At 44.7% G+C, this 25,923-nt stretch carries 23 protein-coding genes, 1 tRNA gene, 1 other RNA gene and 2 pseudogenes; 7 read left to right on the top strand and 20 right to left on the bottom strand.

The window, feature by feature from the left end:
- Window positions 1-347 precede the first annotated feature (347 nt).
- The 4 genes from B0181_RS10715 to B0181_RS10700 form a co-directional block, all read right to left on the bottom strand.
- Complete coding sequence (locus B0181_RS10715) at window positions 348-653, bottom strand: hypothetical protein (RefSeq protein ID WP_078277486.1); 306 nt, start codon at window positions 651-653, stop codon at window positions 348-350.
- Window positions 654-1,095: 442 nt separating this feature from the next.
- Window positions 1,096-1,596, bottom strand: coding sequence for a surface-adhesin E family protein (locus B0181_RS10710; RefSeq protein WP_078277485.1), 501 nt, complete (start codon window positions 1,594-1,596; stop codon window positions 1,096-1,098).
- Window positions 1,568-1,900: a hypothetical protein gene (locus tag B0181_RS10705; protein ID WP_078277484.1), complete on the bottom strand. Its 333-nt coding sequence runs from the start codon at window positions 1,898-1,900 to the stop codon at window positions 1,568-1,570. The genes B0181_RS10710 and B0181_RS10705 overlap by 29 nt, the downstream gene beginning before the upstream one ends.
- Before the next feature lie 12 nt (window positions 1,901-1,912).
- Window positions 1,913-2,197, bottom strand: a complete 285-nt coding sequence (locus tag B0181_RS10700) for a hypothetical protein (RefSeq protein WP_078277483.1) — start codon at window positions 2,195-2,197, stop codon at window positions 1,913-1,915.
- Window positions 2,198-2,751: 554 nt separating this feature from the next.
- Here B0181_RS10700 and alaS point away from each other — a divergent pair.
- The 7 genes and pseudogenes from alaS to ssrS all read left to right on the top strand — a co-directional run bounded on the left by alaS (window position 2,752) and on the right by ssrS (window position 9,150).
- The gene (gene alaS, locus B0181_RS10695) at window positions 2,752-5,421 is read left to right on the top strand and encodes an alanine--tRNA ligase (protein ID WP_078277482.1); all 2,670 of its coding nucleotides are present in this window, start codon (window positions 2,752-2,754) and stop codon (window positions 5,419-5,421) included.
- Window positions 5,422-5,662: 241 nt separating this feature from the next.
- Window positions 5,663-6,949, top strand: coding sequence for an aspartate kinase (locus B0181_RS10690; protein ID WP_078277481.1), 1,287 nt, complete (start codon window positions 5,663-5,665; stop codon window positions 6,947-6,949).
- A gap of 431 nt (window positions 6,950-7,380) precedes the next feature.
- Window positions 7,381-7,548: pseudogene (gene csrA / locus B0181_RS10685) on the top strand (carbon storage regulator CsrA); the annotation flags it as partial.
- A gap of 93 nt (window positions 7,549-7,641) precedes the next feature.
- Window positions 7,642-7,989, top strand: a complete 348-nt coding sequence (locus tag B0181_RS10680; protein WP_078277479.1) for a HopJ type III effector protein — start codon at window positions 7,642-7,644, stop codon at window positions 7,987-7,989.
- A gap of 326 nt (window positions 7,990-8,315) precedes the next feature.
- On the top strand, window positions 8,316-8,552 hold the full coding sequence (gene rpmB / locus B0181_RS10675) for a 50S ribosomal protein L28 (protein WP_078277478.1): 237 nt from the start codon (window positions 8,316-8,318) through the stop codon (window positions 8,550-8,552).
- Window positions 8,553-8,584: 32 nt separating this feature from the next.
- Entirely contained in the window at window positions 8,585-8,740 is a 156-nt protein-coding gene (rpmG, locus tag B0181_RS10670; protein ID WP_003659281.1) for a 50S ribosomal protein L33, read from the top strand.
- Between the two features lie 219 nt (window positions 8,741-8,959).
- Window positions 8,960-9,150: non-coding RNA, 6S RNA (gene ssrS / locus B0181_RS10665), on the top strand.
- 201 nt (window positions 9,151-9,351) lie between these two features.
- Here the strand turns inward: ssrS and ybeY are convergent.
- The 16 genes and pseudogenes from ybeY to B0181_RS10580 all read right to left on the bottom strand — a co-directional run bounded on the left by ybeY (window position 9,352) and on the right by B0181_RS10580 (window position 25,637).
- Window positions 9,352-9,903 carry an rRNA maturation RNase YbeY gene (ybeY, locus tag B0181_RS10660; protein ID WP_078277477.1) on the bottom strand — a complete coding sequence of 184 codons (552 nt, stop codon included), beginning with the start codon at window positions 9,901-9,903 and terminating at the stop codon, window positions 9,352-9,354.
- Between the two features lie 2 nt (window positions 9,904-9,905).
- The gene (locus B0181_RS10655; RefSeq protein ID WP_078277476.1) at window positions 9,906-10,994 is read right to left on the bottom strand and encodes a PhoH family protein; all 1,089 of its coding nucleotides are present in this window, start codon (window positions 10,992-10,994) and stop codon (window positions 9,906-9,908) included.
- A gap of 175 nt (window positions 10,995-11,169) precedes the next feature.
- Window positions 11,170-11,245, bottom strand: a tRNA-Asn gene (locus tag B0181_RS10650).
- 280 nt (window positions 11,246-11,525) lie between these two features.
- Window positions 11,526-12,215, bottom strand: a complete 690-nt coding sequence (gene pyrF / locus B0181_RS10640; RefSeq protein WP_078277474.1) for an orotidine-5'-phosphate decarboxylase — start codon at window positions 12,213-12,215, stop codon at window positions 11,526-11,528.
- A 33-nt stretch (window positions 12,216-12,248) separates the two neighbouring features.
- Window positions 12,249-12,611, bottom strand: coding sequence for a LapA family protein (locus B0181_RS10635; protein WP_078277473.1), 363 nt, complete (start codon window positions 12,609-12,611; stop codon window positions 12,249-12,251).
- 54 nt (window positions 12,612-12,665) lie between these two features.
- Entirely contained in the window at window positions 12,666-12,971 is a 306-nt protein-coding gene (locus B0181_RS10630; protein ID WP_078277472.1) for an HU family DNA-binding protein, read from the bottom strand.
- A gap of 385 nt (window positions 12,972-13,356) precedes the next feature.
- Window positions 13,357-15,031: pseudogene (gene rpsA, locus B0181_RS10625) on the bottom strand (30S ribosomal protein S1).
- Between the two features lie 250 nt (window positions 15,032-15,281).
- Window positions 15,282-15,986, bottom strand: coding sequence for a (d)CMP kinase (gene cmk, locus B0181_RS10620; RefSeq protein WP_078277471.1), 705 nt, complete (start codon window positions 15,984-15,986; stop codon window positions 15,282-15,284).
- Between the two features lie 46 nt (window positions 15,987-16,032).
- A complete protein-coding gene (tadA, locus tag B0181_RS10615; RefSeq protein WP_115338237.1) occupies window positions 16,033-16,521 on the bottom strand; it encodes a tRNA adenosine(34) deaminase TadA in 489 nt (162 codons plus the stop codon).
- Window positions 16,522-16,682: 161 nt separating this feature from the next.
- On the bottom strand, window positions 16,683-17,459 hold the full coding sequence (gene ung, locus B0181_RS10610) for a uracil-DNA glycosylase (RefSeq protein WP_165474532.1): 777 nt from the start codon (window positions 17,457-17,459) through the stop codon (window positions 16,683-16,685).
- Window positions 17,456-18,448: an RDD family protein gene (locus tag B0181_RS10605; protein WP_078277469.1), complete on the bottom strand. Its 993-nt coding sequence runs from the start codon at window positions 18,446-18,448 to the stop codon at window positions 17,456-17,458. The genes ung and B0181_RS10605 overlap by 4 nt, the downstream gene beginning before the upstream one ends.
- Window positions 18,449-18,699: 251 nt before the next feature.
- Window positions 18,700-19,083 carry a hypothetical protein gene (locus tag B0181_RS10600; RefSeq protein ID WP_078277468.1) on the bottom strand — a complete coding sequence of 128 codons (384 nt, stop codon included), beginning with the start codon at window positions 19,081-19,083 and terminating at the stop codon, window positions 18,700-18,702.
- Window positions 19,084-19,218: 135 nt separating this feature from the next.
- On the bottom strand, window positions 19,219-21,585 hold the full coding sequence (gene ppsA / locus B0181_RS10595) for a phosphoenolpyruvate synthase (protein WP_078277467.1): 2,367 nt from the start codon (window positions 21,583-21,585) through the stop codon (window positions 19,219-19,221).
- A gap of 254 nt (window positions 21,586-21,839) precedes the next feature.
- Window positions 21,840-22,961 (bottom strand): GDSL-type esterase/lipase family protein, encoded by a 1,122-nt coding sequence (locus B0181_RS10590; protein ID WP_078277466.1) that lies wholly within the window; start codon window positions 22,959-22,961, stop codon window positions 21,840-21,842.
- Between the two features lie 43 nt (window positions 22,962-23,004).
- Complete coding sequence (locus B0181_RS10585) at window positions 23,005-24,126, bottom strand: SGNH/GDSL hydrolase family protein (RefSeq protein ID WP_078277465.1); 1,122 nt, start codon at window positions 24,124-24,126, stop codon at window positions 23,005-23,007.
- 11 nt (window positions 24,127-24,137) lie between these two features.
- Window positions 24,138-25,637 (bottom strand): MBOAT family O-acyltransferase, encoded by a 1,500-nt coding sequence (locus B0181_RS10580; protein WP_078277464.1) that lies wholly within the window; start codon window positions 25,635-25,637, stop codon window positions 24,138-24,140.
- Window positions 25,638-25,923: the final 286 nt, after the last annotated feature.

Here is a 25,923-nt window from a genome sequence, read left to right as displayed (position 1 = left end):
ATCTACGTCAGCCCCTTATTTATTCTACCAAAAATCCTTGCACAATGTAAGGATTTTTTCTTTAATGTTTTGAGACAAGCGCAAACGACATCTCTAAGAAAAGTTACGAATTAAATTTTGCACTTTTAAAACTGATTACACTTAGCAAATACCAAAATCACTGAGATAAATTTGACAGGGCTATTTTGGTTTGTTATACTGTTTTCCGAAGACCCTGATACGACCCGAGCTAAGTCCTTCGGATAATCAATATCAGGGTTTTTTCATTCTTGACATCGTTATTTTGATTGATTATACTGCCATCAAAGCCTTGAAGCGACCCCAATCTATCATTAGGAATACCGACCTCAAGGCTTTTTGTGTGCAGCAGTACCGTTTTGCGCGTAAAGGCTGGGGTTGGTCTTGGGATTGGAACCCCTGCTGTACTTTTTTATAGGAAGTGGGTTTGCTGCATTAGTGGACACATCCTTTATAAGGTGCGTCATGTGGCTTTGCCCAACGTTTTGTGACAAATCCATTTCCCACACCCCAAGCGCTGCTTTCTTGGCAATCTTTGTGTGTTTTACACACCGCTTAAACCCATTCACCCAACAGTCTTTTTCCACCGATAAAGCCAATGGCTTTATTGACAGCGTTTGTTTGATTTGATACATTACTGACCTGACATGATTTCGGCATTTTCCGAAGCAACCATTGTCAGAACCACCCCTGACAGAGCCTTGATTGCGGTATCAAGACCACTACTGTCAGGGGTTTTATTACTTGCCTGTTTTTTAAATCACTCTTGCCAGTCATCAAATCATGTAGTATATTATGAAGTCGGCTGGTGATGTTTTCAGTTGCTTCGTGGAATAATCCACGAACACTGTTTCTCTTTTAGCGGTCATCAGCCGATTTATTCAATTATCAGTAGCTACAATAAATCGACTGATGACGCTTTCTGTTCACCTACTGGGTTATTACCCACTGGCACAGCACTTGCTTTTTGCGTCATCAGTCGTTTTTGTGGCTACGAATAGATATATCAATAAACCCCACAACAGTGGGGTTTGGTTTTATTGTATAAGCATTTTGGGTTTCTTATTTTTAAAACACTTAATCTAATTCAAACTTTGCTACTCCTGCCAAACACCCTATCAGAAGTTGTAACCTAACAGGCGCATCTTCTTTTGCTTCCCACCAATCTTCTGATGAGTCAGCGGAGATTTCCCACTCACCCCCATCTACATATTTATCAAGTGTTTCATTGAAATAATATACAGCGTCTAGGGTATACCTTTTATTTTCACAATCAAAATAGTAATTGGTTGTTTCATATCTATAAGGCTGACCTGTTACAGGGGACTTTTGCTCTTTAGTATACTCTTCCATTACCCATGTAGTGTAGTAATACTCATTACTTTTGCCACTATTAAAATAATATTTTTTAATATTATCTTTTTCTATGTATATATTCTTATCCGAATTAGAAAGTTCATGGAGCTTTACCCATGTGGTTGCTTGTGCTAAGTTACTACAAAGAAAAGTACCACATAATAAAACAGCCAATGATTTTATTTTCATAGTATCACCCCTTAAATTTTTCCTTTTCTTCATGTAACGTTAAAGTTTCCTTGACCAGTTCTGTCTCTATCTGCGCTTGTTTAAGGTCAAACCAATCAAATGCTGTATCTAAAGCAGCCTGAGTGGTGTAGTTGATATTTTTAAAATGCTTTATAAATAAAGCAAGTACAATCATGATTAACACCAATCTACCAATCGCTGATTTACTCGCACCTTGTATCATTTTACCCAGTACATAAGCCATACCAAATGACACACCTGCTGTAAGCATATAAGCAGGTAGTAGGGCTTTGTTGATGGATTTTAACTCATTTAGTTGCTGTTCAAGCTGACTCATACAATCTCCTAATTACTGAACTTTAATCTGGTTAATAGAATTCACTGACACTTGTGCTTTGCCTTTATACAGGCTGGTTTTACCATCAGCACATACTCTTTTATTAAGTAAATGACTGACATCACTTTCAGATTTATTCCAAGCCACAATGGTTAAATCTTGATTAGGGAATGGATAGTTAAGGTTTAAATAAGTACCCTTACCAAACTCTTTAAGCTGTACCACCACACCACAGTTACCACCAGAGCGTACTGACTGCATAACTACAATAAGAAGCCCACTGTACGCTTTTATCATAAATAGTCGTACCACTAAGAAGAGATTTTACAATAATAGGCTCAATACGTTTTGCACGCCTACTAGAGGCTGTAAATATTACCCATATGATAAAACCAAAGAATACAATCCATAGAACAGGAAAAAACCATGCCAAAATAAACAAAATAATTAAAAGCCACATATTCACCCTCTATGCTTTATTTACAAAAACATACTTAAAATTACAGATGGATAAACTTTTAATATATTAACAATACTGCAAAAAAAACAAATTTTTATCTCAACTAAACACAAATCAGACAAGATTTAGAAAACAATCCATTTTTCTTTGGTTTATTTGCAACGCTTTAACTTTCCATATTGCCAACCAATTTTCATCAATCCCCCAAAACCAATAGCAAAAACTTTTTAATAAATGCACAAAAGCTGTGAAAATGGCTGTAATTTTTCCTGCGTTGTGCTAAAATGAAGCGTTATTTTTCTCACCTATTTGCATTTTTATTTGATGTTTTGGCGCGGTGATGTCAGCTTTTAATCATAAGCAAAACCATCTGCCGCCTTGAAGGATTTTTATGAGTACACCAAGAAAAACCATGCAGCTGAACGAAGTTCGTCAAGCGTTCATTGATTTTTTCGTCAGCAAGCAGCACAAACACGTTGAGTCGTCTAGCCTAATTCCACACAACGACCCAACGCTTTTGTTCACCAACGCAGGCATGAACCAATTTAAAGACACCTTTTTGGGACTAGAAAAGCGTGATTATAGCCGCGCGGTAACTTCCCAAAAATGCGTGCGTGCAGGCGGCAAGCACAACGACCTTGACAACGTTGGCTACACCGCACGCCATCACACCTTTTTTGAAATGCTGGGCAACTTCAGCTTTGGCGATTATTTCAAGCAAGACGCACTAAAATTTGCGTGGGAATTTTTGACTTCTGACGCATGGCTTGCCCTGCCAAAAGACCGCCTTTACGTTACTGTATATCACACAGACGATGAAGCCTACGACATTTGGCACAAAGAAATCGGTCTTGCACCTGAGCGCATCATTCGCATTGGCGATAACAAAGGCGCACCTTATGCGTCTGACAACTTCTGGACAATGGGCGATACTGGCCCTTGTGGTCCTTGCTCGGAAATTTTCTACGACTACGGCGATCACATGGAAGGCGGATTGCCCGGCACGCCAGAAGAAGATGGCGACCGCTATGTGGAAGTGTGGAACTGCGTATTCATGCAGTTCAACCGCCAAAAAGACGGTACGCTTGAGCCGCTGCCAAAGCCATCGGTAGATACAGGCATGGGGCTTGAGCGTATCAGCTCGATCATGCAAGGCAAATTTGGCAACTACGAAGTGGATTTGTTCACCAATCTGATGGACGCAGCCGCCGAAGTGATTGGCGTACAAAGCACTTATGAGCCGTCATTTAAAGTGATTGCTGACCACATTCGTGCGGTGTCGTTTTTGATTGCTGATGGCGTACGCCCAAGCAATGAAGGCCGTGGCTATGTGCTGCGCCGTATCATTCGCCGTGCGGTGCGCCATGGCAATAAATTAGGCGCACAAGGCAATTTCTTTTATCGTCTTGTGCCAGCTTTGGTGCGTGAAATGGGCGCAGCTTATCCGCAGCTTAGCGACAAACAAGCCGAAATTGAAAGCGTGATTTTAAAAGAAGAAGAGCAATTTGCCAAAACGCTGGCTCAGGGTTTGCGCCTATTGTCTGGCGAACTTGAAGTGCTAAAAGATGGCGATGTGCTGTCTGGCGAAGCGGTGTTTAAGCTGTATGACACTTACGGTTTCCCTGTGGATTTGACCGCAGACATCGCGCGTGAGCGTGGCATTGGTATTGACGAAGCAGGCTTTGATGCGCACATGGAAGAGCAGCGCGCTCGCGCTCGTGATGCTGGCAAATTTGACGTGGATTACACCGCTGCCATCAAAGTAGACACGCCAACTGAATTTGTGGGTTACAGCCTTGCCAATCTAGAAAGCCAAATCGTGGGACTTTACCAAGACGGCAAAGAAGTAGACACGCTTAGCGAAGGCGATGACGGTGTGATTGTACTGTCTGCCACGCCATTTTATGCTGAAAGCGGCGGTCAAGTGGGCGAACTTGGCGAAATCACCACCGAATCAGGCGTGTTTGCCGTAGAAGACACCAAAAAATCTGGGCAAGCCATCATTCATTATGGCGCAGTTAAGATGGGTCAAATCACAGGCACGCAGCAAGCGAACGCCCTAGTATCGCTGGACGTGCGCCGTGCGTCTGCCAAAAACCACTCTGCCACGCACTTATTACACGCCGCTTTACGCACCGTGCTTGGCACAGGCGTTACCCAAAAAGGCTCGCTGGTGTCAAGCGATGTTCTGCGTTTTGACTTCTCGCACGACACACCAGTCAGCGATGAAGATTTGGCAGTGATTGAGCGCATGGTGAACGAGCAAATCCAGCGCAACTCCACCGTACAAATTGAAATCATGGACATTGACAGCGCCATGAAAAAAGGTGCAATGGCGCTATTTGGCGAAAAATATGGCGACACCGTGCGTGTACTGACCATGGGCGAAAAAGACGATCGCACGCCATTTTCTATCGAGCTGTGTGGCGGCTTGCACGTTGAGCGCACAGGCGATATTGGCTTGTTTAAAATCGTGTCTGAAGGCGGTATCGCTGCTGGCATTCGCCGCATTGAAGCCTTGACTGGCATGGGCGCAATCCGCTATGTGCAACAAGGCGAGCGCGTGCTGGCAAATCTGGCAGGCAACTTTAAAGCCAAGCGCAATGAAATTGAATCGCGTGTGAATGCCTTGAGTGAGCGTGGGCGTGAGCTTGACAAGCAAATCGAGCGTCTTGAGCAAAAACTCACCAATTATCAAGCCCTAGATCTCATCAACCAAGCGGTAAAACTTGATGTTGATGGCATCAATCTTTTGGTTGCCAAGGCTGATGGCGTGGACAGCAAGGCGATTCGCGGCTTGATGGATACACTAAAATCACGCCTTGATAATGCGGTGATTGTACTGGTTGGCGAGACCGACAGCCTAGCATTGGCGGCAAGCGTTGCCAAAGAAATTCAAAGCAAAGTCAAAGCAGGCGACATCATTCGCACTTTGGCAGGTGAACTTGACGGTAAAGGTGGCGGCAAGCCAGACTACGCTCAAGGCGGCGCACCAAAATCAGACAAGCTGTCAGCCGTGCTACAAAAGCTGATTCACGAGCTAAAAGCGCAGCTGGCATAAAATTTGGCAAAAGTTTGGCGAAATTTTGCCAAACTTTAGTACAATTCTGATAAACTTTTTGACAAACTTGGCGTTCGCTCTCGCAGCAGCGCCAAGCAGATTTTTATCATTAAAATCAATAAGATTTCACATTGGCGTTCGTGCTGTGCTTCATGGGCACTTAAAGCACCACGAATTAAACCAACGTCCAGTTTTATTTTACGCTTGTAAGACAAACTGGGCTTTAGATAAGGCAAACACAATGGCGTTAATCGTACAAAAATATGGCGGCACTTCAATGGGTAATACCAGCCGCATTAAAAATGTCGCCGCTCGCGTAAAACGCTGGCACGATCACGGTCATCAAGTGGTGGTTGTGGTATCAGCGATGAGTGGCGAGACCAACCGACTGATTGGTTTGGCGCGAGAAATCAGCAACGATCCAGATCCGCGCGAGTACGATCAAATGGTGGCAACAGGCGAGCAAGTTTCCATCGCCCTTTTGGCAATGGCACTAAAAGATTTGGGTGTGGACGCCAAATCCATGACAGGTCGCCAAGTCGCCATCAAAACCGATGCCACGCACACCAAAGCACGCATTGAGCATATTGATGCCGACAACCTAAAACGTGAGCTGGACAGTGGCAAAGTGCTGATTGTGGCGGGCTTTCAAGGCGTTAATGAGTTCAATGACTTGACAACGCTGGGTCGTGGCGGCTCTGACACCACAGGCGTGGCGATTGCCGCTGCCATCGGCGCTGACGAATGCCAAATCTACACTGACGTGGACGGCGTGTACACCACCGACCCACGCGTAACTTCAAAAGCCAAAAAACTGTCCAAAATTACCTTTGAAGAAATGCTGGAAATGGCTTCGCTTGGCTCAAAAGTGCTACAAATCCGCTCGGTGGAATTTGCAGGCAAATACAAAGTGCCGCTGCGCGTACTGTCCAGCTTTGATGAAGGCACCGATGGCGCATTTGACGATGAATTTAAACAAAATGTCGGTACATTGATTACCGTTGATGAAGGAGATGATATGGAACGTGCCGTAATTTCAGGCATTGCCTTTAACCGTGATGAAGCCAAAATCACCCTTTTGGGCGTGCCAGATCGCCCGGGCGTGTCTGCCGCCATCTTGACCCCAATCGGCAACGCCAACATTGAAGTGGACATGATCATACAGAACATCTCTGAAAATGGCGTAACCGATTTTAGCTTCACCGTGCCACGCGGCGACTACGAAAAAGCCATGAAAATCCTAAACGAACGTGTCAAAGACGACATCGGCGCGGTTAAGATTGTGGGCGATGACGCTGTGGTGAAAGTGTCGATCGTGGGCGTGGGTATGCGCTCGCACGCAGGCGTTGCCAGCAAAATGTTTGAAACTTTGGCATCTGAAAACATCAATATCCTAATGATTTCTACCAGTGAAATCAAAGTATCGGTATTGGTACGCGAACAACACCTAGAAAAAGCGGTGAAATCTTTGCACACCGCCTTTGGTCTTGACCGTGAAGACGGCGAAAGTAAAGTTGCTGGACTGTAATCCGCACTTTATCATCAAACCGCTTGCTCAAATGAGTGAGCGGTTTTTTATTGGTGTTTTTTATTAACGGCTTTTAATTTGATAGTTTTTATTTGTTAGTTTTTATCAGCAAATCTTTCATTTTTGAAAACAACATCGCCCAATCACACCATCATTCACCAAACCGCCCTTTTGCTCAGCATATAAATCTGATAACCAATCTTTATGGATACACTTGGCAATAAAAATTTACACAACATTGCGTTAAAATAGCTGACAGCTCGCCCAAAGCGTTTTATAATATTGCTTTACTTTTGGGTATTTTATTGTGTTTTTGCGCATTGCACAAAACACAGTTTGTTTTGATATTTTATGGTTGTATTTATTTGCGCAAATTGGTTTGTAAAATTTGAACAAATAAATTAAACAGCCACACATCGCAAGGAGCCGATATGTTGATTTTGACACGCCGCGTTGGCGAAACTTTAATGATTGGTGATGAAGTAAGCGTTACCGTTCTTGGCATTAAGGGCAACCAAGTTCGCCTTGGTGTAAACGCACCAAAGGACATCGCCGTACACCGTGAAGAAATTTATCAGCGCATTCAGCACGAACGCTCAATGCAAATGCACATGAGCCATCTTGAGCAAGGCAATTTCACGCCGCCATCGTTTGATGATGACGATTATTTCAACCGCTAAGCAGGTGCTGACATGAAATCTACCGAAGTTTCTCGCTTGCTGCAAGGAGTAACATCAGGCGCACTGAAATTTAGCGACATCATCGCCTTTATTGACAGCAATTACGACTACACGCCTGTGCAATTTTACAATGGCGACGCTGTCAATGCTGCTGGCACCAACGAAGGCAGCGCCAAGGTGTTTAGCTTTGCCAAACTGCACGGACTAAACCAGCTAGACACGCTGACTTTGTTCGCTGAGCATTATCAATCGGTACTTGCCACGCCAGACGGCAGCGACCACGCCAACATTCGCAATTTCATGCACTATGGCTGGCACGGCTTTGGTATGCCAAAAAGCGCACTGAAAGCTCGCAGCTAAAGCGATTAAACCGATAAAATTCATCAAGTTTAAGCGTTGCCTAATACGCAATGCTTGGCTTGACGGCTTATTATTGATAAATTTGCGCCCAAATTTGGCAATTTGCCAGCAAAATACTTGCCAAAAAGGCAACTTTCATGTATAATTTGGGCTTTGATTTTTCCGCTACTTCTTGATTGTCGTCGCCTTTAACGGTAAAAAAGAGTGGCCTAACCATAGAGTTTGGCTCTGTTCGTGCTAAGTCCATACCTTAATAAAAGCACATGGGTCAAACGGCGCACCCGATACCGCTCAATATCCGCGCCACATTAGATTAGGAGTTCACCATGTCTCGAGTATGCCAAGTGACTGGAAAGCGCCCATTGGTGGGTAACAACGTATCACACGCCAACAACAAAACTCGTCGTCGCTTTCTGCCAAACCTGCACAACCATCGTTTTTGGGTAGAATCTGAAAACCGTTTCGTGCGTCTTCGTGTATCAACCAAAGGTATGCGTATCATTGACAAGCACGGCATTGACAAAGTGCTTGCAGATTTGCGCGCACAAGGTCAAAACGTTTAATCGGTTTGCAGTTTTAGTTAAAGGACATCATCATGAGAGATAAAATCAAACTAGTTTCTACCGCTGGTACAGGTTATTTCTACACCACTACCAAGAACAAACGCACCATGCCGGGCAAAATGGAAATCAAAAAATTTGATCCAAAAATTCGCCAGCACGTTTTGTTCAAAGAAGCGAAAATCAAATAATTTTTGCTTACTTCAAAAAAGATCGCCTATTGTGCGGTCTTTTTTATTGGTTGATTGTCTCGGCTTGCCTTGATTGACTTTTTATCACCAGTCAAATTTGCCAAACCAGCAAGCACAAACTTAGCCAGCAAAACCTAGCCAATAAAACCAGTCAGCACAAATCCAACCATCAAAGCCATAACGCCCACTTGTTGCTTTAACCAAAAATTGCTATAATAGCAATCACTGAAGCATTCGCCAGTAAAGTGCATTCCTGAGCCGATAATCTTATCTTAGGATCACGCTTCTATTATTTTGTTGTGCAGGCCTGCATCTCTTGATGAATCAGGAAGCCTAATAAATAATGGCGTTGTCCGCCTTGAACTTCACGGTTCATGGTAACCCCTTTGCAGCGGTGCTTTGGTGTATTGATGAATGATGAAATTTGCGCAGATTTGACTGCGCTTTTATTTTGCCCATTAAAAGCGCACAGTACAAAATAAAAAACGGCACATTGTTGCACCGTTTTTATTGTCGTCATTTACCACAAATTTTGCGTACTTTTGCAAATAGCCATACTTAGCATAATTTGTAATCAAACCGCTAAGTTCGCCTATCAATCACACCAAACATCAATACTCATCATCAGCATAAGGATTGGCAACGCCTAATTGCGATAAAATTTCAATTTCAAAACCTTCCATCTGCTCTGCTTCTACCTCGCCTAATTCATGATCAAAGCCCAGCAAATGCAGCACGCCATGCACCAATAAATGCGTCAAATGCGCCAAAAACGTTTTGCCTTGAGCGTCAGCTTCTTTTTGTACCACTTCATGACATAAAATCAACTCACCCAATGGCAATTCTGGCAATAAATCCAGCATTTCGGCAGGCAAATCGCTTGGATAAGATAAAATGTTGGTCGCATAATCCTTGCCACGCGCTTGTAGATTCAGCGCCTGCGCTTCGTTTTTTTCTGTGATATAAACGTCAAGCGTGATTGGCTTTGTCCAATGATCATCTTGTAAAGTTTCATAATAGGCAAATTTCAAGCCTTCTTTGTGCTTAGCGTGCATGATTTGAAGTGTCTTGGCAAGCGCCGCCTGTACGGTGTTTTCATCATACAAAGCGCACACATCATCAGGCAATTCACCAAAACCGATTTGCACTTGTGCGGTTATCATGCTTAATCCTTGTCGTCAGTTTTTGTTGCTGTGTCGGTTACCGTATCGGTTTTGTCTGCGTCATCACTTGCAAGCGCCAAACGCTCTGCCTGTCTTTGTGCCTTACGCTCTGCCGCCAATCGCTCTTGTTCATCGTCAAATGCGTCATAGGCTTGGACGATTTTTTGCACCAAATGATGGCGCACCACATCATGGTTGTCAAAGCGCGTGATGTGAATTTCATCAATGCTGGACAGGATTTTTAACGCCTGAGATAAGCCAGATTTATGCCCGCGCGGCAAATCCACCTGCGTCATATCGCCCGTAATCACCGCACGAGAACCAAAACCAAGACGCGTCAAAAACATTTTCATCTGCTCAGGCGTGGTGTTTTGTGCTTCATCCAAAATCACAAAAGAATTATTCAGCGTACGCCCACGCATATATGCCAGCGGCGCAACTTCAATCACCTGACGCTCAAGCAGCTTACCCACCTTTTCAAAGCCAAGCATTTCATACAGCGCATCGTACAGCGGACGCAAATAAGGGTCGATTTTTTGGGTCAAATCGCCGGGCAAAAAGCCGAGTTTTTCGCCCGCTTCCACCGCAGGACGTACCAGCAAAATGCGCTCAATTTCGCCACGCTCCAGCATATCCACCGCACACGCCACCGCCAAATACGTCTTACCCGTACCTGCTGGCCCCACGCCAAAAGACACGTCCGAAATCAAAATCTTGCGCACATATTCTTGCTGATTAAACCCACGTGGTGTAATCACACCCTTGCGAGTACGCAGATTGACATTTGGCGCATGGCTTTTGGTATCTTTATGCACGTCTTCGCCACGAGATTGGCTGGATTGCACAATCAAATGCAGCTCTTCACCTGAAATGTCATCGCTATTTTCAGCGATTTCCGCCAATTTTTGCAAAATAAATTCCGTGCGCTCCACCGCCCCCAAATCGCCTGTGATGGTAAAATGGTCGTGGCGGTGCGTCAACTGCACTTCCATGCGTTCTTGTAAGTATTTGATATGCTTATTATATTCGCCAAGCAAAGCTCTCAACTGATGGCTGTCAAGCCCCAATTCCAACGTGCGTGTAATACTCAATGCAATTCCTTAAATTGTCCAAAATGCGAAATTTCGCCCATACGCCTTATATAAGGCTAAAAGTGAGCGATTGCAAGACGTTCAGCAAATAAAGTCAATGTCTATAAAGCTGTGCTGCCGATAAATACAGCATAACAAAAAAGCCTTTCAATTTCATGAAAGGCTTTTTTAAATATGGCTCCCCAACCTGGGCTCGAACCAGGGACACACGGATTAACAGTCCGATGCTCTACCGACTGAGCTATTGGGGAATGTCGGTGAAGCAGTGCGCTTCAGATGTTGCGTATTATAGCAGGTTTTTATCACTCGTCAAGCATTTTTATTAAAAATTTTGCATTTTTTACTGATTTTATCAAAATTTGCCAAAATTTTTTATCAGTCATTACAAAAAACCTGCATTGTACTTTTATTGTATTTGCTTATTTTACATTACAAACATCACCATACTACGCAACTTTGCACTTATTTTTCAACTAAAAAAGCCAAACTTATGAGCTTGGCTTTTTATCAATTACAAACAATCCAAATCAATCAAATTTCAGATAAAATCAGTTTTAATTTGTCAGTTGGATTTGCTGCTGTCGTGATAGAACGCCCAATCACCAAATAGTCCGATCCATTTGCCAGCGCATCTTTTGGTGTGCAAATACGCTTTTGGTCGTCCGCTGCATCACTCGCCAAGCGAATCCCCGGTGTTACAAGTTTAAACTCGCCACCCAGCTGCTGCTTAAGTGATTTGGCTTCTTGAGCGGAGCAAACCACCCCATCAAGCCCAGAATTTTTAGCAAGTTTCGCCAAGCGCAACACCTGCTCGTCCAGCGAATTTACAACACCCAACTCATCAAGCACGCCTTGCGTCATCGAAGTCAGCACCGTAACTGCAATCAAAAGCGTGTCGTGTCCGTGCGCTTGCAGTCTTTGCTTACAAAGCGTCATGGCCTCAGAACCGATGGCTGCGTGCACATTCACCATCCACACACCCATATCCGCTGCCGCCAAAACCGCTTGCGCAGTCGTATTAGGAATGTCATGGAATTTTAAATCCAAAAACACTTCAAAACCGCGTGCATGAAACGCCTTGACAACTTCTGGACCGCATACGGTGAACAGCTCTTTACCCACTTTTAGGCGGCACAGCGCAGGGTCAAGACTGTCCGCCAACGACAATGCGTCATTGAGTGTATGTTTATCCACAGCAACAATGATGGGAGAAGTTGTCATGATTATGCCTTTGGCTAATTATTGATTGTCAGTTTAAACGTTTGGATTTGTCTGCTCGGCTGGCTGGTTTTCAATCACCGCTTCTTGTTGGCGCATGGTGTCAGCCTGCTGCGCAAGCTTAACATTCGCTTCAGTTAATTGCGCTTGTACTGCTGCCAGCTCTTTTTTTAGACGGCTGATTTCCCATTTATTTTGCAGCACTCTAAAGAGCAAAAGCGCAAGCAACATACCAATCAGCACACCCAAAAAGATGGTAACAACAAGCAGCAAGCCCAAGTTCATGTATGGCACGGTAGAAAACATCAAGTTCACCGCCACTTCGCTGTTATTCATCAGCACCAGCGCGATTGAGTAGGCGAAAACCACCACCAAAAGTAACATCAAAATAATGTGCATAATGTTCTTCTTTTTATCAATTCTTCAATATACAAAACTAAAATTTATCTAAAATCAATCATTGATGGCATTGACCGCTTCACGCAAAGCCTTACCTGGCTTAAAATGCGGCACGGCTTTTGCTTCCACCATCACGCTTTCGCCCGTTCTTGGGTTGCGTGCTTGGCGCGCTTCACGGTGATGTAGGCAAAAACTGCCAAAACCACGCACTTCTACTCTGCCGTCATGCGACAGCTGATCTACCATCAAAGCGATGATTTCACGCACCGCTTCATCAACCACATTTTCCGTCAAATCATCACACGCCAAAGACAAATTGGCAATCAAATCTGATTTGTTCATCGCTTGTTGAGCTTGCATATTTCTTTTACCTTGTGGCAAAACGCCGACCTGCGCCTAGAATTTATCACCATCTGTCATGATAAACACCCAAAGCGAAAGCCAGCTGCGTTAAATTGCGAATGTCTTATGATAGCCGAATTTTGCACAAAAGTGAACGAATTTTTTGTTAATTTTCATGAAACTAGTGAAATTTTACACAATTTATTGCACGATTTTAACGTTTGAGCATAAATTATCATTTGACGCCAATTACATCTTTATGGCGGATTGCTTGATAACGTAGTGGTTGTTTACGGCAATCCCTATTTATTAAAAAGTGATTTCAATTATGCCAAAAACCCACCCAAACAAAAAGAGCGATCATACGATCGCCCTTTTGCCAATGTTTCCACTGGGTGTCAAATCAGCCTTTTAGCTGGTCAGCAAAGATGTCACCCAAAGTTTTTGGTTGATTCTCAACTGTGTTGTTTGACAAATCTTTGATGGCTTGACGCTCATCAGCTTCGTCTTTAGCTTTGATTGAAAGCGTGATGTTGCGTGATTTGCGATCTACACGCAACGATTTTCGCTTCCACTTCATCGCCTACGTTTAGCACTTTAGAAGCATCTTCAGTGCGCTCACGAGCGATGTCAGCAGCAGCTAGGTAGCCTTCTACTTCGTCAGCCAAAGTGATTACTGCGCCTTTTGCGTCAACTTCTTTTACCGCACCTTTTACGATCGCGCCACGGTCATTTGCAAGCAGGTACTCGTTGAATGGATCAGAGTTTAGTTGCTTGATGCCTAGGCTGATACGATTTGCTTCTGCGTCTACTTGTAGAACTACTGCTTCTACAGTGTCGCCTTTAGCGTAGTTGCGGATTGCTTCTTCGCCAGACTCAGTCCAAGAGATGTCAGACAAGTGAACAAGACCGTCAATACCGCCTTCTAGACCGATGAACAAGCCAAAGTCAGTGATTGACTTGATTGTACCGCTGATTTTGTCGCCTTTGCTGTGGTTTTTGTCAAACTCTTCCCATGGGTTTGGCATGGTTTGTTTGATGCCTAAGCTGATACGACGACGCTCGCCATCGATCTCTAGTACCATCACGTTTACTTCATCGCCAACTTGCACCACTTTTGATGGATGGATGTTTTTGTTGGTGTGATCCATTTCAGAAACGTGTACCAAACCTTCAATGCCTTCAGCGATTTCAGCGAAGCAGCCATAGTCGGTTAGGTTGGTTACGCGTGCTTTGGTGATGGTGCCAACTGGGTAAGTTTGCTCTACTTCGCTCCATGGATCTGAGCCAAGTTGTTTTAGACCTAGGCTTACACGGTTGCGCTCACGGTCAAATTTCAATACCTTAACTTTCAGGTCTTGACCCACTTCTACCGCTTCTGATGGGTGCTTGATGCGCTTCCACGCCATGTCAGTGATGTGTAGCAAGCCGTCAATGCCGCCCAAATCAACGAACGCACCGTAATCAGTTAGGTTCTTAACGATACCATTTACTTCCATGCCTTCTTCTAGCTTGGCAAGCAGCTCATCACGCTCAGCTGAGTTTTCAGCTTCCATTACCGCGCGGCGAGAAACCACGATGTTGTTGCGCACTTTGTCGATCTTGATAACTTTAAACTCAAGCTCTTTGCCTTCTAGGTGGGTAGTTTCGCGCACTGGACGCACATCTACCAAAGAACCCGGCAAGAACGCACGCACTGAACCGATTTCCACGGTGAAGCCGCCTTTAACTTTAGACGAGATAAGACCTTTAACAATCTCATCATTTTCGTGGATTTGCTCAAGCACACGCCAGCTTTCTTCGCGTTTTGCTTTTTCGCGAGAAAGTACGGTTTGACCCATGCCGTTGTCAACTTTTTCAACAACCACATCTACGCTGTCGCCAACCGCAACTTCAAGCTCGCCCGCTTCGTTCAAAAATTCACTGCGAGCGATGATACCTTCTGATTTTAGACCAGTATCTACAGTGATCCAGTCGCTATCGATCGCAACCACAGTACCCGGGATAACTGCGCCGATTTCAACTTTTACTTCGTTTGCGTTGCTTGCTTCAAACAGTTCAGCAAATGATACCATTATATTAACCTTTAAAAATAGCCGTAGCCTGTCCAGCTCAGTACGGTTCAAGTGATGTGCGCTTGGCAAGAAGTGCTGGTTTTGTGCTTGCCGTGCGCACAGATAAAAACGTCTCATTATAGCGCATTTTTATGACGAATGCACGCTTTAAATGAGATTTTTTGGTGAATTTTGCATTTTCTGACAGGTAAAATCCACCGCTTAAATTTTCTATATTAGACTACTTCGTTAAGCCCATCTTGCAATCAACCGCCTAAAACTGCACGCCTTTTTGCGCACAAAATTCCACCACTTTAGCGTAAACTTCATCGGCATTAAGTGCTGAGCTGTCAATCACCAGTGCGTCTTCGGCAGGCTTGCTGGGTGCGGCAGCGCGGTTTTGGTCGCGCTCATCACGCGCCTGAATTTCTGCCAAAATCGCTTCATAATCGGCAGGCTTGCCCATCATTTGCAGCTGTGCCACACGTCTGTCTGCCCGTGCTTTAGCGCTTGCCGTCAAAAAAATCTTGGCGGTGGCATTTGGGAAAATCACCGTTCCCATATCACGCCCATCAGCCACCACGCCTTTTTTACCCATGTCTTGCTGCACCTTTAAAAGTGCTGCGCGCACCTTTGGAAACACCGCCACTTGAGACGCATAGCCGCCCACCGTTTCGTTGCGAATGTCTTTGGTCAAAACCTGCCCATCAATGACGATTTCCACCGTCTTGGTATCGTCATTGACACGAAAAGCTAAGTCCAGCTTTTCAGTCAGCGCACCCAATTTTTCTTCCAAATCTGCCACCTGCCCATCAAGCAGTCCAGCTTCATGCGCAAGCAACCCCACAATGCGGTACAGCGCACCACTGTCAAGTAAATTTAGCCCAAGCGCCTGAGCCAAACGATAAGCAACCGTCCCTTTGCCCGCACCTGATGGGCCGTCAATGGTGATGATGGGATTAAAAACCGCACTACTCATATAATTTCTCTTTCTATTAAATCTCTTTATTTTTCAATGATTTAAATCACTGACAGCCGCCATTTTGTGCTTTATTGGCTTGTTTTTGAGCCTTTTTGTGCGCACGTCTTTGCTTAAAAAATTCACTCATCATCGCTGAGCATTCGCACGCCAAAAGCCCTTCGGACACTGTCAGCGCATGATTATAAAACGGCATTTGTGATAGGTTTAACTGACTTATCATCACGCCTGCTTTTGGCTCGCACGCCCCAAAAACCACACGGCTCACACGGCTATGCACAAGCACACCAAAGCACATGGTGCAAGGCTCAAGCGTAACATATAAGGTGCTGTCGGCAGGTAAGCGATAATTATCAAGCCCTTTACACGCCTGACGAATGGCGATGATTTCAGCGTGGGCGGTGGGATCTGATGTACTGATGGGACAATTAAAACCTTCGCCAATAATACGTCCGCCTGCCGTCAGCACCGCACCCACAGGCACTTCGCCTTGATTTGCGCCGCACTTGGCAAGCTGCATGGCACGCTGCATCATCGCCACATCAAAACTTCGCCAAAATTTGTACGCTTGGTACACTGCATCACGCTTTGGTGCGTTAAAATATTGGCAAAAATTATCAATAAAATCCATAACTTACATTAAATCGCCAACTGCGCCATCACAAACCCTCAAAGCACAGCGCCATCGCAAACACATCACTGCGGCAACGCCCAATCAATCGGCGCTTTACCCCAGCGCATCAAGCAATCGTTGGCGCGTGAAAATGGATTCGTGCCAAAAAATCCGCCACGATTTGCCGATAAAGGCGAAGGGTGATTGGCGGTTAAAATTGCATGGCGAGTTGCGTCAATAAAGCGCCCTTTTTTCTTGGCATAACTACCCCACAGAATAAAAACCGTGCGGTCGGTTTGCTGATTAATAACTTCAATCACCGCGTCTGTAAATTCTTCCCAGCCGCGCCCTGCATGACTGCCCGCCTGCCCTGCTTCTACAGTCAAGACCGCATTAAGCAGCAACACGCCTTGATTTGCCCAATGCGTCAAATCGCCATGCGCACTGATGGGAATGTGCAAGTCATTAGACAGCTCTTTTAAGATATTTTGCAGCGATGGCGGCTTGGGAATAATTTTTGGCACGCTGAACGACAGCCCCATCGCCTGCCCTGCGCCATGATAAGGGTCTTGCCCCAAAATCACCACTTTTACTTGAGATAAAGGCGTGGTGTTCAGCGCATTAAAAATCTGCTCTTTGGGTGGGTAAATGCTCTTGCCAAGCGCATATTCTTGGCGCAAAAACGCACGCAAATTCTCCATCGTCTCGCTCACCAGCACATCCGCCAGCGCAACTTTCCAGTCGTTTGGCAATTTCACCTTCGCCAGTACCGCGCGCTCTTCGGCAGACAAATGGGCGATTTTGGCAGCGTCATAGCCAAGCTGAGCATCTGTCAAAGTCGTGTAAGCATTATGATTCATTTGCTTTTATCCAGTTGTTCAGGTTTTGCCTTGACGATGATGGTCTTGGCAAGGCGGTCGTGCCAGCCTTGTTTTTTAGGATTTTTAGCCGCCAAAAAGTAATTCACCACAAGCAAAATCAGTGCCGCATTGACAAAAACTGGCATTGCTGAAGCCAGCCAATAAATCACCAAAAGCACAATCGTACGCACACCCACCAGCGCACCAAAAGTCGGCAATTTACCCGTGCTTTCGCTCACGACACGAATGCCTGTAAGCAGCTTACCAAACGATTGCCCACGCAAAATAATGAGCAAAAATTGAATAAGAAAAAACGCACCCAACATAGCAAAAGTCATCATGCCAACTTGGCTTGGCAGTTGCTCCGCCAAAGTCTGCGCATACGCCATGCGTGCTTCAAAATCGCCTGCGTTCATCTTTTCCGGGTCGGGATTTAAATTCATGAACGCCATCAAAAACGGCAACAACGCCACGATAAACAGCGCCAAATTGATGCAAGTCGCCAAAAACCGTGTGCCTACGCTGGCATATTCAATACCGCCATCACTTTTACTCACAGATTTGGTTTGCCAAGCGGTGTTTTGGGTGTGGACGGTCTGATTGGTTTGACTGGTGGCGTTGTGCGTGTTTTGTGGCTCAGCTTCTTTACGTCCGTAAAGCTCTGCCACGCTGACACGGCGCTCGCCTGCGTTTTGATTGGTTTGGCTAGCTTGATTGGTTTGGTTTTGCGCACGAAAATCCACGTTATCGCCAAACGCCGCTGGCGTGGTATTTGTAGGTTGTTGCACGGGCTCTACTGGCACGGCAGGCGCATTGGGCGCATAATGGTACTGACCTTGCGTCAGCTCGCCAAGCGTCTGCCAATTTGCCATGCCTGAATGCCATGCCAAATCATCAAGGCGCACTTCGCCTGATGACAGCATGATATTCAGCTCTTCAAGGGTGTATGGCCCTGCTTGTACGTTGTTGCGCGCCAAATAAATTTTCATGAATACTGCCTTTGGATTTTAATTTTCTAATTTATGTTCATTTATGGACAAACAATCACCCTATTATAAGCCAATTTCCACAATAAGCCAAATTTTGCCACATTATCATCAAGGTAAACTTTGGCAAACCAAAATTCAGCTAATAAAAAAGACGGACAAATCCGCCTTTTGTTTTTAAAATTTACCGCCTGCAAAATGGATTGAGCGATTGTTTAAGTTTCAACCAATTATTTGGCTACTTATTTTACCGCTCATTTTGATTGCTTAGCATTATCATAATCACTCAAAATTTTAGCGCATTGCTCGCTGAGCGTGCCGTTATTTAAAAAGGCTTGCACGACAAACATGATGCTATCAGCACTGATATTGGGATTGGGCAGTTGATTTGCCTGCTCGGTAAAACTTGCCAAATCTTGATAATCTGCAATCATCGCACGAATGCTTTGCAATTCATCGCCCATCAAATCATAAATCACGCTTATCTCCATGATGGACGGTGATTTTAACTTTTCACCATCTATCAGATTACCTATTAAAGTGATGAGCGTAAAATTATGTCTTTTTAAACGTGCAATGTCGTTTTGTAATTGAGCGATTTGCTGTGCAAGTTCGTCAAGTGTGTTTGGGCGTGTCATTTTTTTACCTTGATAGATTGTACATTTTGGCTGACAAAAATCTTAACCAAGCCCAGACTTTTCTAATAAAATCAATCACCTAAAAAATAAAAGGACTGCACACACAGCCCTTTTATTGTTAAAACACTTAGCAGATTACTTGTCTTTGGCTAGGAACAACCAAGTATCCAGCACCGTGTCAGGGTTTAGCGACACTGAGCTGATGCCTTGCTCCATCAGCCATTTGGCAAGATCTGGGTGATCTGATGGGCCTTGACCGCAAATACCAACGTATTTGCCTTGCTTACGGCACGCTTCAATCGCCATGGCAAGCAGTTTTTTCACCGCAGGATCACGCTCGTCAAACAGGTGCGATACGATGCCACTATCACGATCCAAGCCCAAAGTCAGCTGCGTCAAATCGTTTGAGCCGATTGAGAAGCCGTCAAAATATTGCAAGAATTCATCAGCAAGCAATGCGTTGGTCGGCAGCTCGCACATCATGATGATTTCAAGTCCGTTCTCGCCACGTTTTAGACCGTTTTTCTCAAGCAATTCAATCACTTGGCGTGCTTCATCGGTGGTGCGCACAAATGGAATCATGATTTTGACGTTAGTCAGACCCATCTCATCACGCACATATTTTAGCGCACGACACTCAAGCTCAAAGCAATCACGGAAGTTTTCCGACACATAGCGAGATGCACCACGGAAGCCCAGCATTGGGTTTTCTTCTGATGGCTCGTACAGCTTGCCACCGATTAGGTTGGCGTATTCGTTTGATTTAAAATCACTCATACGCACGATGACAGGCTTGTCACGGAATGCCACCGCCAGCGTAGAAATGCCTTCAATCAATTTATTGACGTAAAATTCTACTGGCGAATTATAGCCTGCGATGCGCTCAAAGATTTGCGCTTGCGTTTCTTGTGGCAAAGTGTCCACGTTCAGCAGCGCTTTAGGGTGTACACCAATCATGCGGTTGATGATGAATTCTAGGCGAGCCAAGCCCACGCCTTCATTTGGGATTTGTGCAAAACCAAAGGCACGGTCTGGGTTGCCCACGTTCATCATGATTTTAAAGGCAAGCTCAGGCATGGTGCTGATGCTGTTTTGTTGCACTTCAAAATCAAGCTCACCTTCATAAATAAAGCCTGTATCACCTTCAGCACAAGACACAGTAACCGCTTGACCTTCGCTCAGCACTTCGGTTGCATTGCCACAGCCGACAATCGCAGGCACGCCAAGCTCACGCGCGATAATCGCCGCATGACAAGTACGTCCGCCACGGTTGGTGATGATTGCCGAAGCACGCTTCATTACTGGCTCCCAGTCTGGGTCAGTCATGTCGCTTACCAGCACATCGCCATCTTGCACTTTACTCATTTCGTTTAGGCTGGTAACGACACGCACCTTGCCAGAGCCAATGCGCTGACCGATAGAGCGGCCTTCGCACAGCACTTTTGCGCCTTTTGAATTGATGACGTAGCGCTCCATGCTGTTTTTGTCTTGGCGAGATTTCACCGTTTCTGGGCGTGCTTGAACGATGAAAATTTCATTGGTGTCGCCATCTTTTGCCCATTCAATGTCCATAGGCTGACCGTAGTGTTTTTCAATAATCAGCGCTTGCTTGGCAAGGCGAGTCAGCTCATCGGTATTTAGTGCAAACTGCTGGCGATCTGCTTTGTCCACGTCCACGATTTTGGTAGACTTAGTGGTGCTGCCTTCATCGCCATACACCATTTTTTTATGTTTTGAACCAAGATTGCGGCGCACCACCGCTGGGCGATTTTGCTCAACTAAAGCTTTTGACAGATAAAATTCGTCAGGGTTTACCGCACCTTGTACCACCATTTCGCCAAGACCGTAGCTTGCGGTAACAAACACCACTTCATCAAAGCCGCTTTCGGTGTCCAGTGTGAACATCACGCCAGACGTGCCAGTTTCAGAGCGCACCATGCGCTGAATACCCGCCGACAAAGCCACGCCTGCATGCTCAAAGCCTTTATGCACACGGTAAGCAATCGCACGGTCGTTGTACAAAGATGCGAACACTTCTTTGATGGCGATAAGTACGTTATCAATGCCGCGGATGTTCAAGAAAGTTTCTTGCTGACCTGCAAATGACGCATCTGGCAAGTCTTCTGCGGTCGCACTTGAGCGCACTGCCACAGCGATGTCTTGACCGCCTGACAGCTCGGCAAATGCCGCACGGATTTCATCTTCTAGGTCTTTTGGCAATTCTTGATCAATCACCCAACCACGGATTTTTGCGCCCGTTTGCGTCAAAAGCTCCACATTATCCACATCCAAGCCTTTTAGCTCGGCATTGATTTTGTCAAGCAAGCCTGTTTCGTTCAAAAAACGATTGAAAGCATCAGCGGTGGTCGCAAAGCCGTTTGGTACGTTTACGCCGACATTGGCAAGGTTACTGATCATCTCGCCAAGCGAAGCGTTTTTACCACCGACGATTTCTACGTCGTCTTTGCCCAGCTGATTAAAAGGAATGACTTGTGCGCTCATATCAAGCTCCGTAATTAAAAATCACCATTTTTGCGAAAACTTACCAAACGTACGGCAAGCCGCCACAAAACCGTCATAAAACAGATAACTTGGCTGATTATAACGGCAAATTTTGCCATACTCAAACATTTTATGACTTTATTTTAAAATAAAATGGTGGTATTTTTTGTAGAAATGAAAAAACAAGGCATAATACCTTGTTTTCTCTTGATTAGCACAAGCAAATCATCAAAATGATGATTTTATAGCAATAATTATCTTAAAGACAATAAATCACTCGCCAGCTGATTGCCTAATTGGCGATAACCCGAACCACTAAAATGCACACCGTCTTTGGTCGCCTTGCCGCTATTCATCCAAGACTTCATAGAGCAGCTGCCGCCCATGGCTGCTTGCCAATCCCAATACAGCAATCCTTGCTCTTGAGCAACTTGACGCTGGGCGTTTTGCACATCACTCAAGGTGCTTGGGCGTACACCACAGCTGCCTGCAGTATTTTTTAGCGCTTCTGGAGAGCCGATGATTAAGATTGCCGATTCAGGACTTGCTGCACGAATCTGCTCAACTTTTTCAGTCAAGATTGAGCGAACTCGCTCGCCAGAAACGCCATTGTACGCTTCATTTGTGCCGTACGCCAAAGCGATGAGCGTTGGCTTGATGGCTTTTAATTCGTTCTGCCATGCGTCTGAATTCCAGCGATTCCAATAGGACAGCTCAGCGCCGTTAATGCCCAATGCAGAAACAGTAGCGCCTTTATTATTAGGATTAAACGCCCAATACCCGCCCAAAACCGAAGAACTGCCTTGGCTGCGCAAAGTCAATGGCAGCTCCACATCGCCAATGTCTACCACTTGCCACTGACCATAAAGATCGGCCTGCACTGGCACACTCTTGCCATTTGCATCAGTAGCGATAAAATATTCACTCGGTGAATTTTGGCGCACGCTTACCAAGACTTTTTGTGCTGGTTCTGACTTTTTGGCTTTTAGTGTGATGCTTGCACCAGAAGACTGTGGCTTAGCAATCATACCACCCAAGGTATAATCTTCGCTTTTATTGGTGCGGCTAGAAATTGGCTGAAAATTATGTCTATCGTAACCAAATCTTGCCATGCGCTGCCCTTTGAAATACATTGGCATTGCCCAGCCCATGCCGCCATCGCCCAAAGTATCTTGCAGACGATTTCTTAAAGCATCGGTCATCACATCGCCAGCTGTGTGCGAATCTCCCAGCTGAACAACGTGCAAAGCACCATCTGCCATAGCTGCCTTTAGATTGTTGATATTGGCATCGCCATAGTTGGTCAAATAATTGGCATTTGCCGCCATAGATGCAGCAAGTACTGCACTGCCTAGCATGACTCGTTCAAAAAACATAAATCACCTTATTGTTAATATTAACTAAATATAAATTTAAAATTTATTCAATAATTAAATGGGATTGCACCTCTGCTGCCAAAATTTTCTGACCGTCAATCGAGAAGTGAATGCCATCACCGCTGCGCATTTTGATTTGTTTGCCGTCTTTTTGCAAATAATCGCTGTACACATCATCAACACCGCCCATAATCGGGCGCGAATCAATCACTTTAACCGTATGGCGCTCAAGTTCGCCATTCATCACGGTATTTAAGTAAATCATTTGTTCGTTCAGTTTGGCTTTTTTCATATTAGGCGGCATCACCCAAATCACGCCAACGTCTTTCGCCTTAGCAAACTCCAAAATATCCGCCATGCGAGATTGGTATTCTTGATCCCATTCGGGCGTTTGAAATTTCAAATATGCTCCGCCTTTGCCGGGCATATCCCATGGGTCATTCGGCCCAAGCATCACAATCAAAACCTTAATACTACTGTCAGCTTCCAGCGTTTCTTTGATGGTTCTATTCCAATTAAAGAAACTTGGATAAGACAAGCCTGTGCTTTGCTTGCTTAGGTCAATGGATTGTACGCCCAATCCTTGCAAGTATTTTTTCATATGCGGCGCAATGCCTTGCATCATTGAATCGCCTGCAAAAAACACTTTTTGGTCTTTGCGCACCGTCAAAAGCCTTACCAAATCCGCCTGCTTTTGATTTTCTATCGCCTGCAGTCTTTGCTGCTCTCTTTGCTCAGCCAGACGAATGGCTTCAAGTCGCGCCTTTTCCTCCATGATGACTTTATATTCTGGCGTGTACGCATAATACTCGTTAAAAGTTGCTACCACATTACCATTTGCTGTAATAATGTAGTTGCTAAGTGTTTCGTGTTGCTGGTATAAAAAATTACCCACTTCTTCACCAAAACGCCACAGCGGATTTTGAACCGCTTGCAGCGGGCTTGGGCGGTGGTAAGTCTGCATAAAATACGCATTCACGGATTTTTGCATCACCCAAATGCCAATCAGTGCCGATAACAATAAAAATACAAAACTAACCATTACCGCCTTTTTTGTGCCGGCATCATGCGCCACAGACTCATCCGTCGCACTTTGTAAATCCAAAGAAACATGGCTTGGAGTTGGCTCTTGGTCAATTTGTGAGAACTTATTTTCAGTTTGCATAATTCTTTCCCTTAAAAATTCGCATAGATAAAGCCGGGAATGCCTGATGGCGCAAGCACAACCACCAACATAAAGCCGATAAACAAAGCAAGATACAACAGCACATTTGGAACTTTAGCCAAAATCGGAGCCAATCGCTTAGCACCATTTCTCACAACCGGATACAATAGCCACGCAATAAGCAGCAAGCTGAGCAAATACAATGGATTGTTCGCCCATGCCACATTGATATGATTGGTAAATAATGCTTTAAATATCAACAAAGCCTCTTCAAACGTCGTCGCTCTAAAAAACACGAAGGCAAATACCACAAAATGAATGGTGGTAAAAACACCCAGACCCTTGCCAAGCCAGCCAGTGCCAGCCAGAAAATTTCTACCTTTTGGGTTACTGGTGCGATTTTGTAAAACTTTATCGCCCACATTCAGTAAAGCAATCGCCAATCCATGAAACAAGCCCCAAAAGAAAAAATTCAAGGTAGAGCCATGCCAAATGCCAGACAGTACCATGGCGATAATCAAATTGATTTGTGTGCGTACAAATCCATTACGGCTACCACCCAAGGGAATGTAAATATAATCTCGAATCCATGTAGACAAACTAATGTGCCATCTGTCCCAAAAATCTCGGATGTTATGCGCAAGTAATGGCGCATTAAAATTCATTGGCAAGCGAAAACCAAGCAGCAAACCAAATGCTACCATCATCTCACTATAGCCCGAAAAATCCAAAAACAGCTGCAAAGTGTAGCCATAAATCGCCGCCAGCACTTCTAAGCTATGAAAACCCTCAGGGTTGGCAAAAACAGGATTTACCCATGTGTCCGCCAAATAACCCGCCAGCCACCACTTTTTAGCCAAAGCAAGTAAAATTAGCGCAAATGCCAGCATGGGCAGCAAAGGCTTGCGATGAGCGGTGGTGATAAGCTGCGCCTGCATTCCACAAGGCTTTTTCTCAATGTCAAGCAGCCCTTTTGTGTCGTCAACACGAGTGATTGGTCCTGCTGAAATAGTGGAAAAGAATGATAAATGCGTCAATAATTGCCAAAATGTCAAAGGCGAGCTCACAGCATGATTGGCTCTACGCTGATGCAGCGTCACCAAATAGCTAATCGCCTGAAACGAGTAATAGGAAATGCCCAGTGGAAACACAATATTTGCCACCACGCCGGAAGCATCCAGCTGCAAGGCTTGCATCGCCGCAACGATATTAGCACGAAAAAACTCGTAATATTTAAAGACCGCCAAATTAGCAATAGTAACAACAATGCCCAAAACAAGCCAAAATTTTGGGCGCAGCGAAGTCATCAACATACGGCTGATGATAAAAATCAGCACACTAAATAGCAACAAAACAGACGTAGCAATCGCCCCAGCCATCAAAAAGATGATGAAATAGCTAAAAATTAGCAGCAATCCATTTTGAACTTTTGACTGGCGATAAAACGCCCAATAAAGTGCAAAAAACACAATAAAAATCAGCGCGAATTCAACAGATAAAAACGAAAACATAAATTTCCCAATAACTATTTCCTAACGACTTCATGCTCGAATAACACGACCTAAAGCCAACTCTTCATCCATGCAGAACCATCAATAACACCCGCAGGATACAAAACATTACATTTTACCACTAATACATATAAAATACTTACAAAATGTTATAATTTACAATTAAAATATGATAAAACCAGATCTTGATAGTAAAATTTTCCTTAAAATGCAGCTGGTCAACCCCACAGGCAAATATTCTTGCCGTTTTTAGGGTCGGTCTTTTAAAAATTTGGGCTATTTTCAA

Origin of the sequence: Moraxella caviae, assembly GCF_002014985.1 — a bacterium.
Taxonomy (GTDB): Bacteria; Pseudomonadota; Gammaproteobacteria; order Pseudomonadales; family Moraxellaceae; genus Moraxella; species Moraxella caviae.
Note: the sequence above shows the minus strand (reverse complement) of the source record. Positions and strands in the feature narration are given on the sequence as shown.

Coding starts and splice junctions, on each gene's coding strand:
- B0181_RS10715 (WP_078277486.1), bottom strand. CDS start 653: ATGTATCAAATCAAACAAACGCTGTCAATAAAGCCATTGGCTTTATCG.
- B0181_RS10710 (WP_078277485.1), bottom strand. CDS start 1,596: ATGAAGAAAAGGAAAAATTTAAGGGGTGATACTATGAAAATAAAATCA.
- B0181_RS10705 (WP_078277484.1), bottom strand. CDS start 1,900: ATGAGTCAGCTTGAACAGCAACTAAATGAGTTAAAATCCATCAACAAA.
- B0181_RS10700 (WP_078277483.1), bottom strand. CDS start 2,197: ATGATAAAAGCGTACAGTGGGCTTCTTATTGTAGTTATGCAGTCAGTA.
- alaS (WP_078277482.1), top strand. CDS start 2,752: ATGAGTACACCAAGAAAAACCATGCAGCTGAACGAAGTTCGTCAAGCG.
- B0181_RS10690 (WP_078277481.1), top strand. CDS start 5,663: ATGGCGTTAATCGTACAAAAATATGGCGGCACTTCAATGGGTAATACC.
- B0181_RS10680 (WP_078277479.1), top strand. CDS start 7,642: ATGAAATCTACCGAAGTTTCTCGCTTGCTGCAAGGAGTAACATCAGGC.
- rpmB (WP_078277478.1), top strand. CDS start 8,316: ATGTCTCGAGTATGCCAAGTGACTGGAAAGCGCCCATTGGTGGGTAAC.
- rpmG (WP_003659281.1), top strand. CDS start 8,585: ATGAGAGATAAAATCAAACTAGTTTCTACCGCTGGTACAGGTTATTTC.
- ybeY (WP_078277477.1), bottom strand. CDS start 9,903: ATGATAACCGCACAAGTGCAAATCGGTTTTGGTGAATTGCCTGATGAT.
- pyrF (WP_078277474.1), bottom strand. CDS start 12,215: ATGACAACTTCTCCCATCATTGTTGCTGTGGATAAACATACACTCAAT.
- B0181_RS10635 (WP_078277473.1), bottom strand. CDS start 12,611: ATGCACATTATTTTGATGTTACTTTTGGTGGTGGTTTTCGCCTACTCA.
- B0181_RS10630 (WP_078277472.1), bottom strand. CDS start 12,971: ATGCAAGCTCAACAAGCGATGAACAAATCAGATTTGATTGCCAATTTG.
- cmk (WP_078277471.1), bottom strand. CDS start 15,986: ATGAGTAGTGCGGTTTTTAATCCCATCATCACCATTGACGGCCCATCA.
- tadA (WP_115338237.1), bottom strand. CDS start 16,521: ATGATGCAGCGTGCCATGCAGCTTGCCAAGTGCGGCGCAAATCAAGGC.
- ung (WP_165474532.1), bottom strand. CDS start 17,459: ATGAATCATAATGCTTACACGACTTTGACAGATGCTCAGCTTGGCTAT.
- B0181_RS10605 (WP_078277469.1), bottom strand. CDS start 18,448: ATGAAAATTTATTTGGCGCGCAACAACGTACAAGCAGGGCCATACACC.
- B0181_RS10600 (WP_078277468.1), bottom strand. CDS start 19,083: ATGACACGCCCAAACACACTTGACGAACTTGCACAGCAAATCGCTCAA.
- ppsA (WP_078277467.1), bottom strand. CDS start 21,585: ATGAGCGCACAAGTCATTCCTTTTAATCAGCTGGGCAAAGACGACGTA.
- B0181_RS10590 (WP_078277466.1), bottom strand. CDS start 22,961: ATGTTTTTTGAACGAGTCATGCTAGGCAGTGCAGTACTTGCTGCATCT.
- B0181_RS10585 (WP_078277465.1), bottom strand. CDS start 24,126: ATGCAAACTGAAAATAAGTTCTCACAAATTGACCAAGAGCCAACTCCA.
- B0181_RS10580 (WP_078277464.1), bottom strand. CDS start 25,637: ATGTTTTCGTTTTTATCTGTTGAATTCGCGCTGATTTTTATTGTGTTT.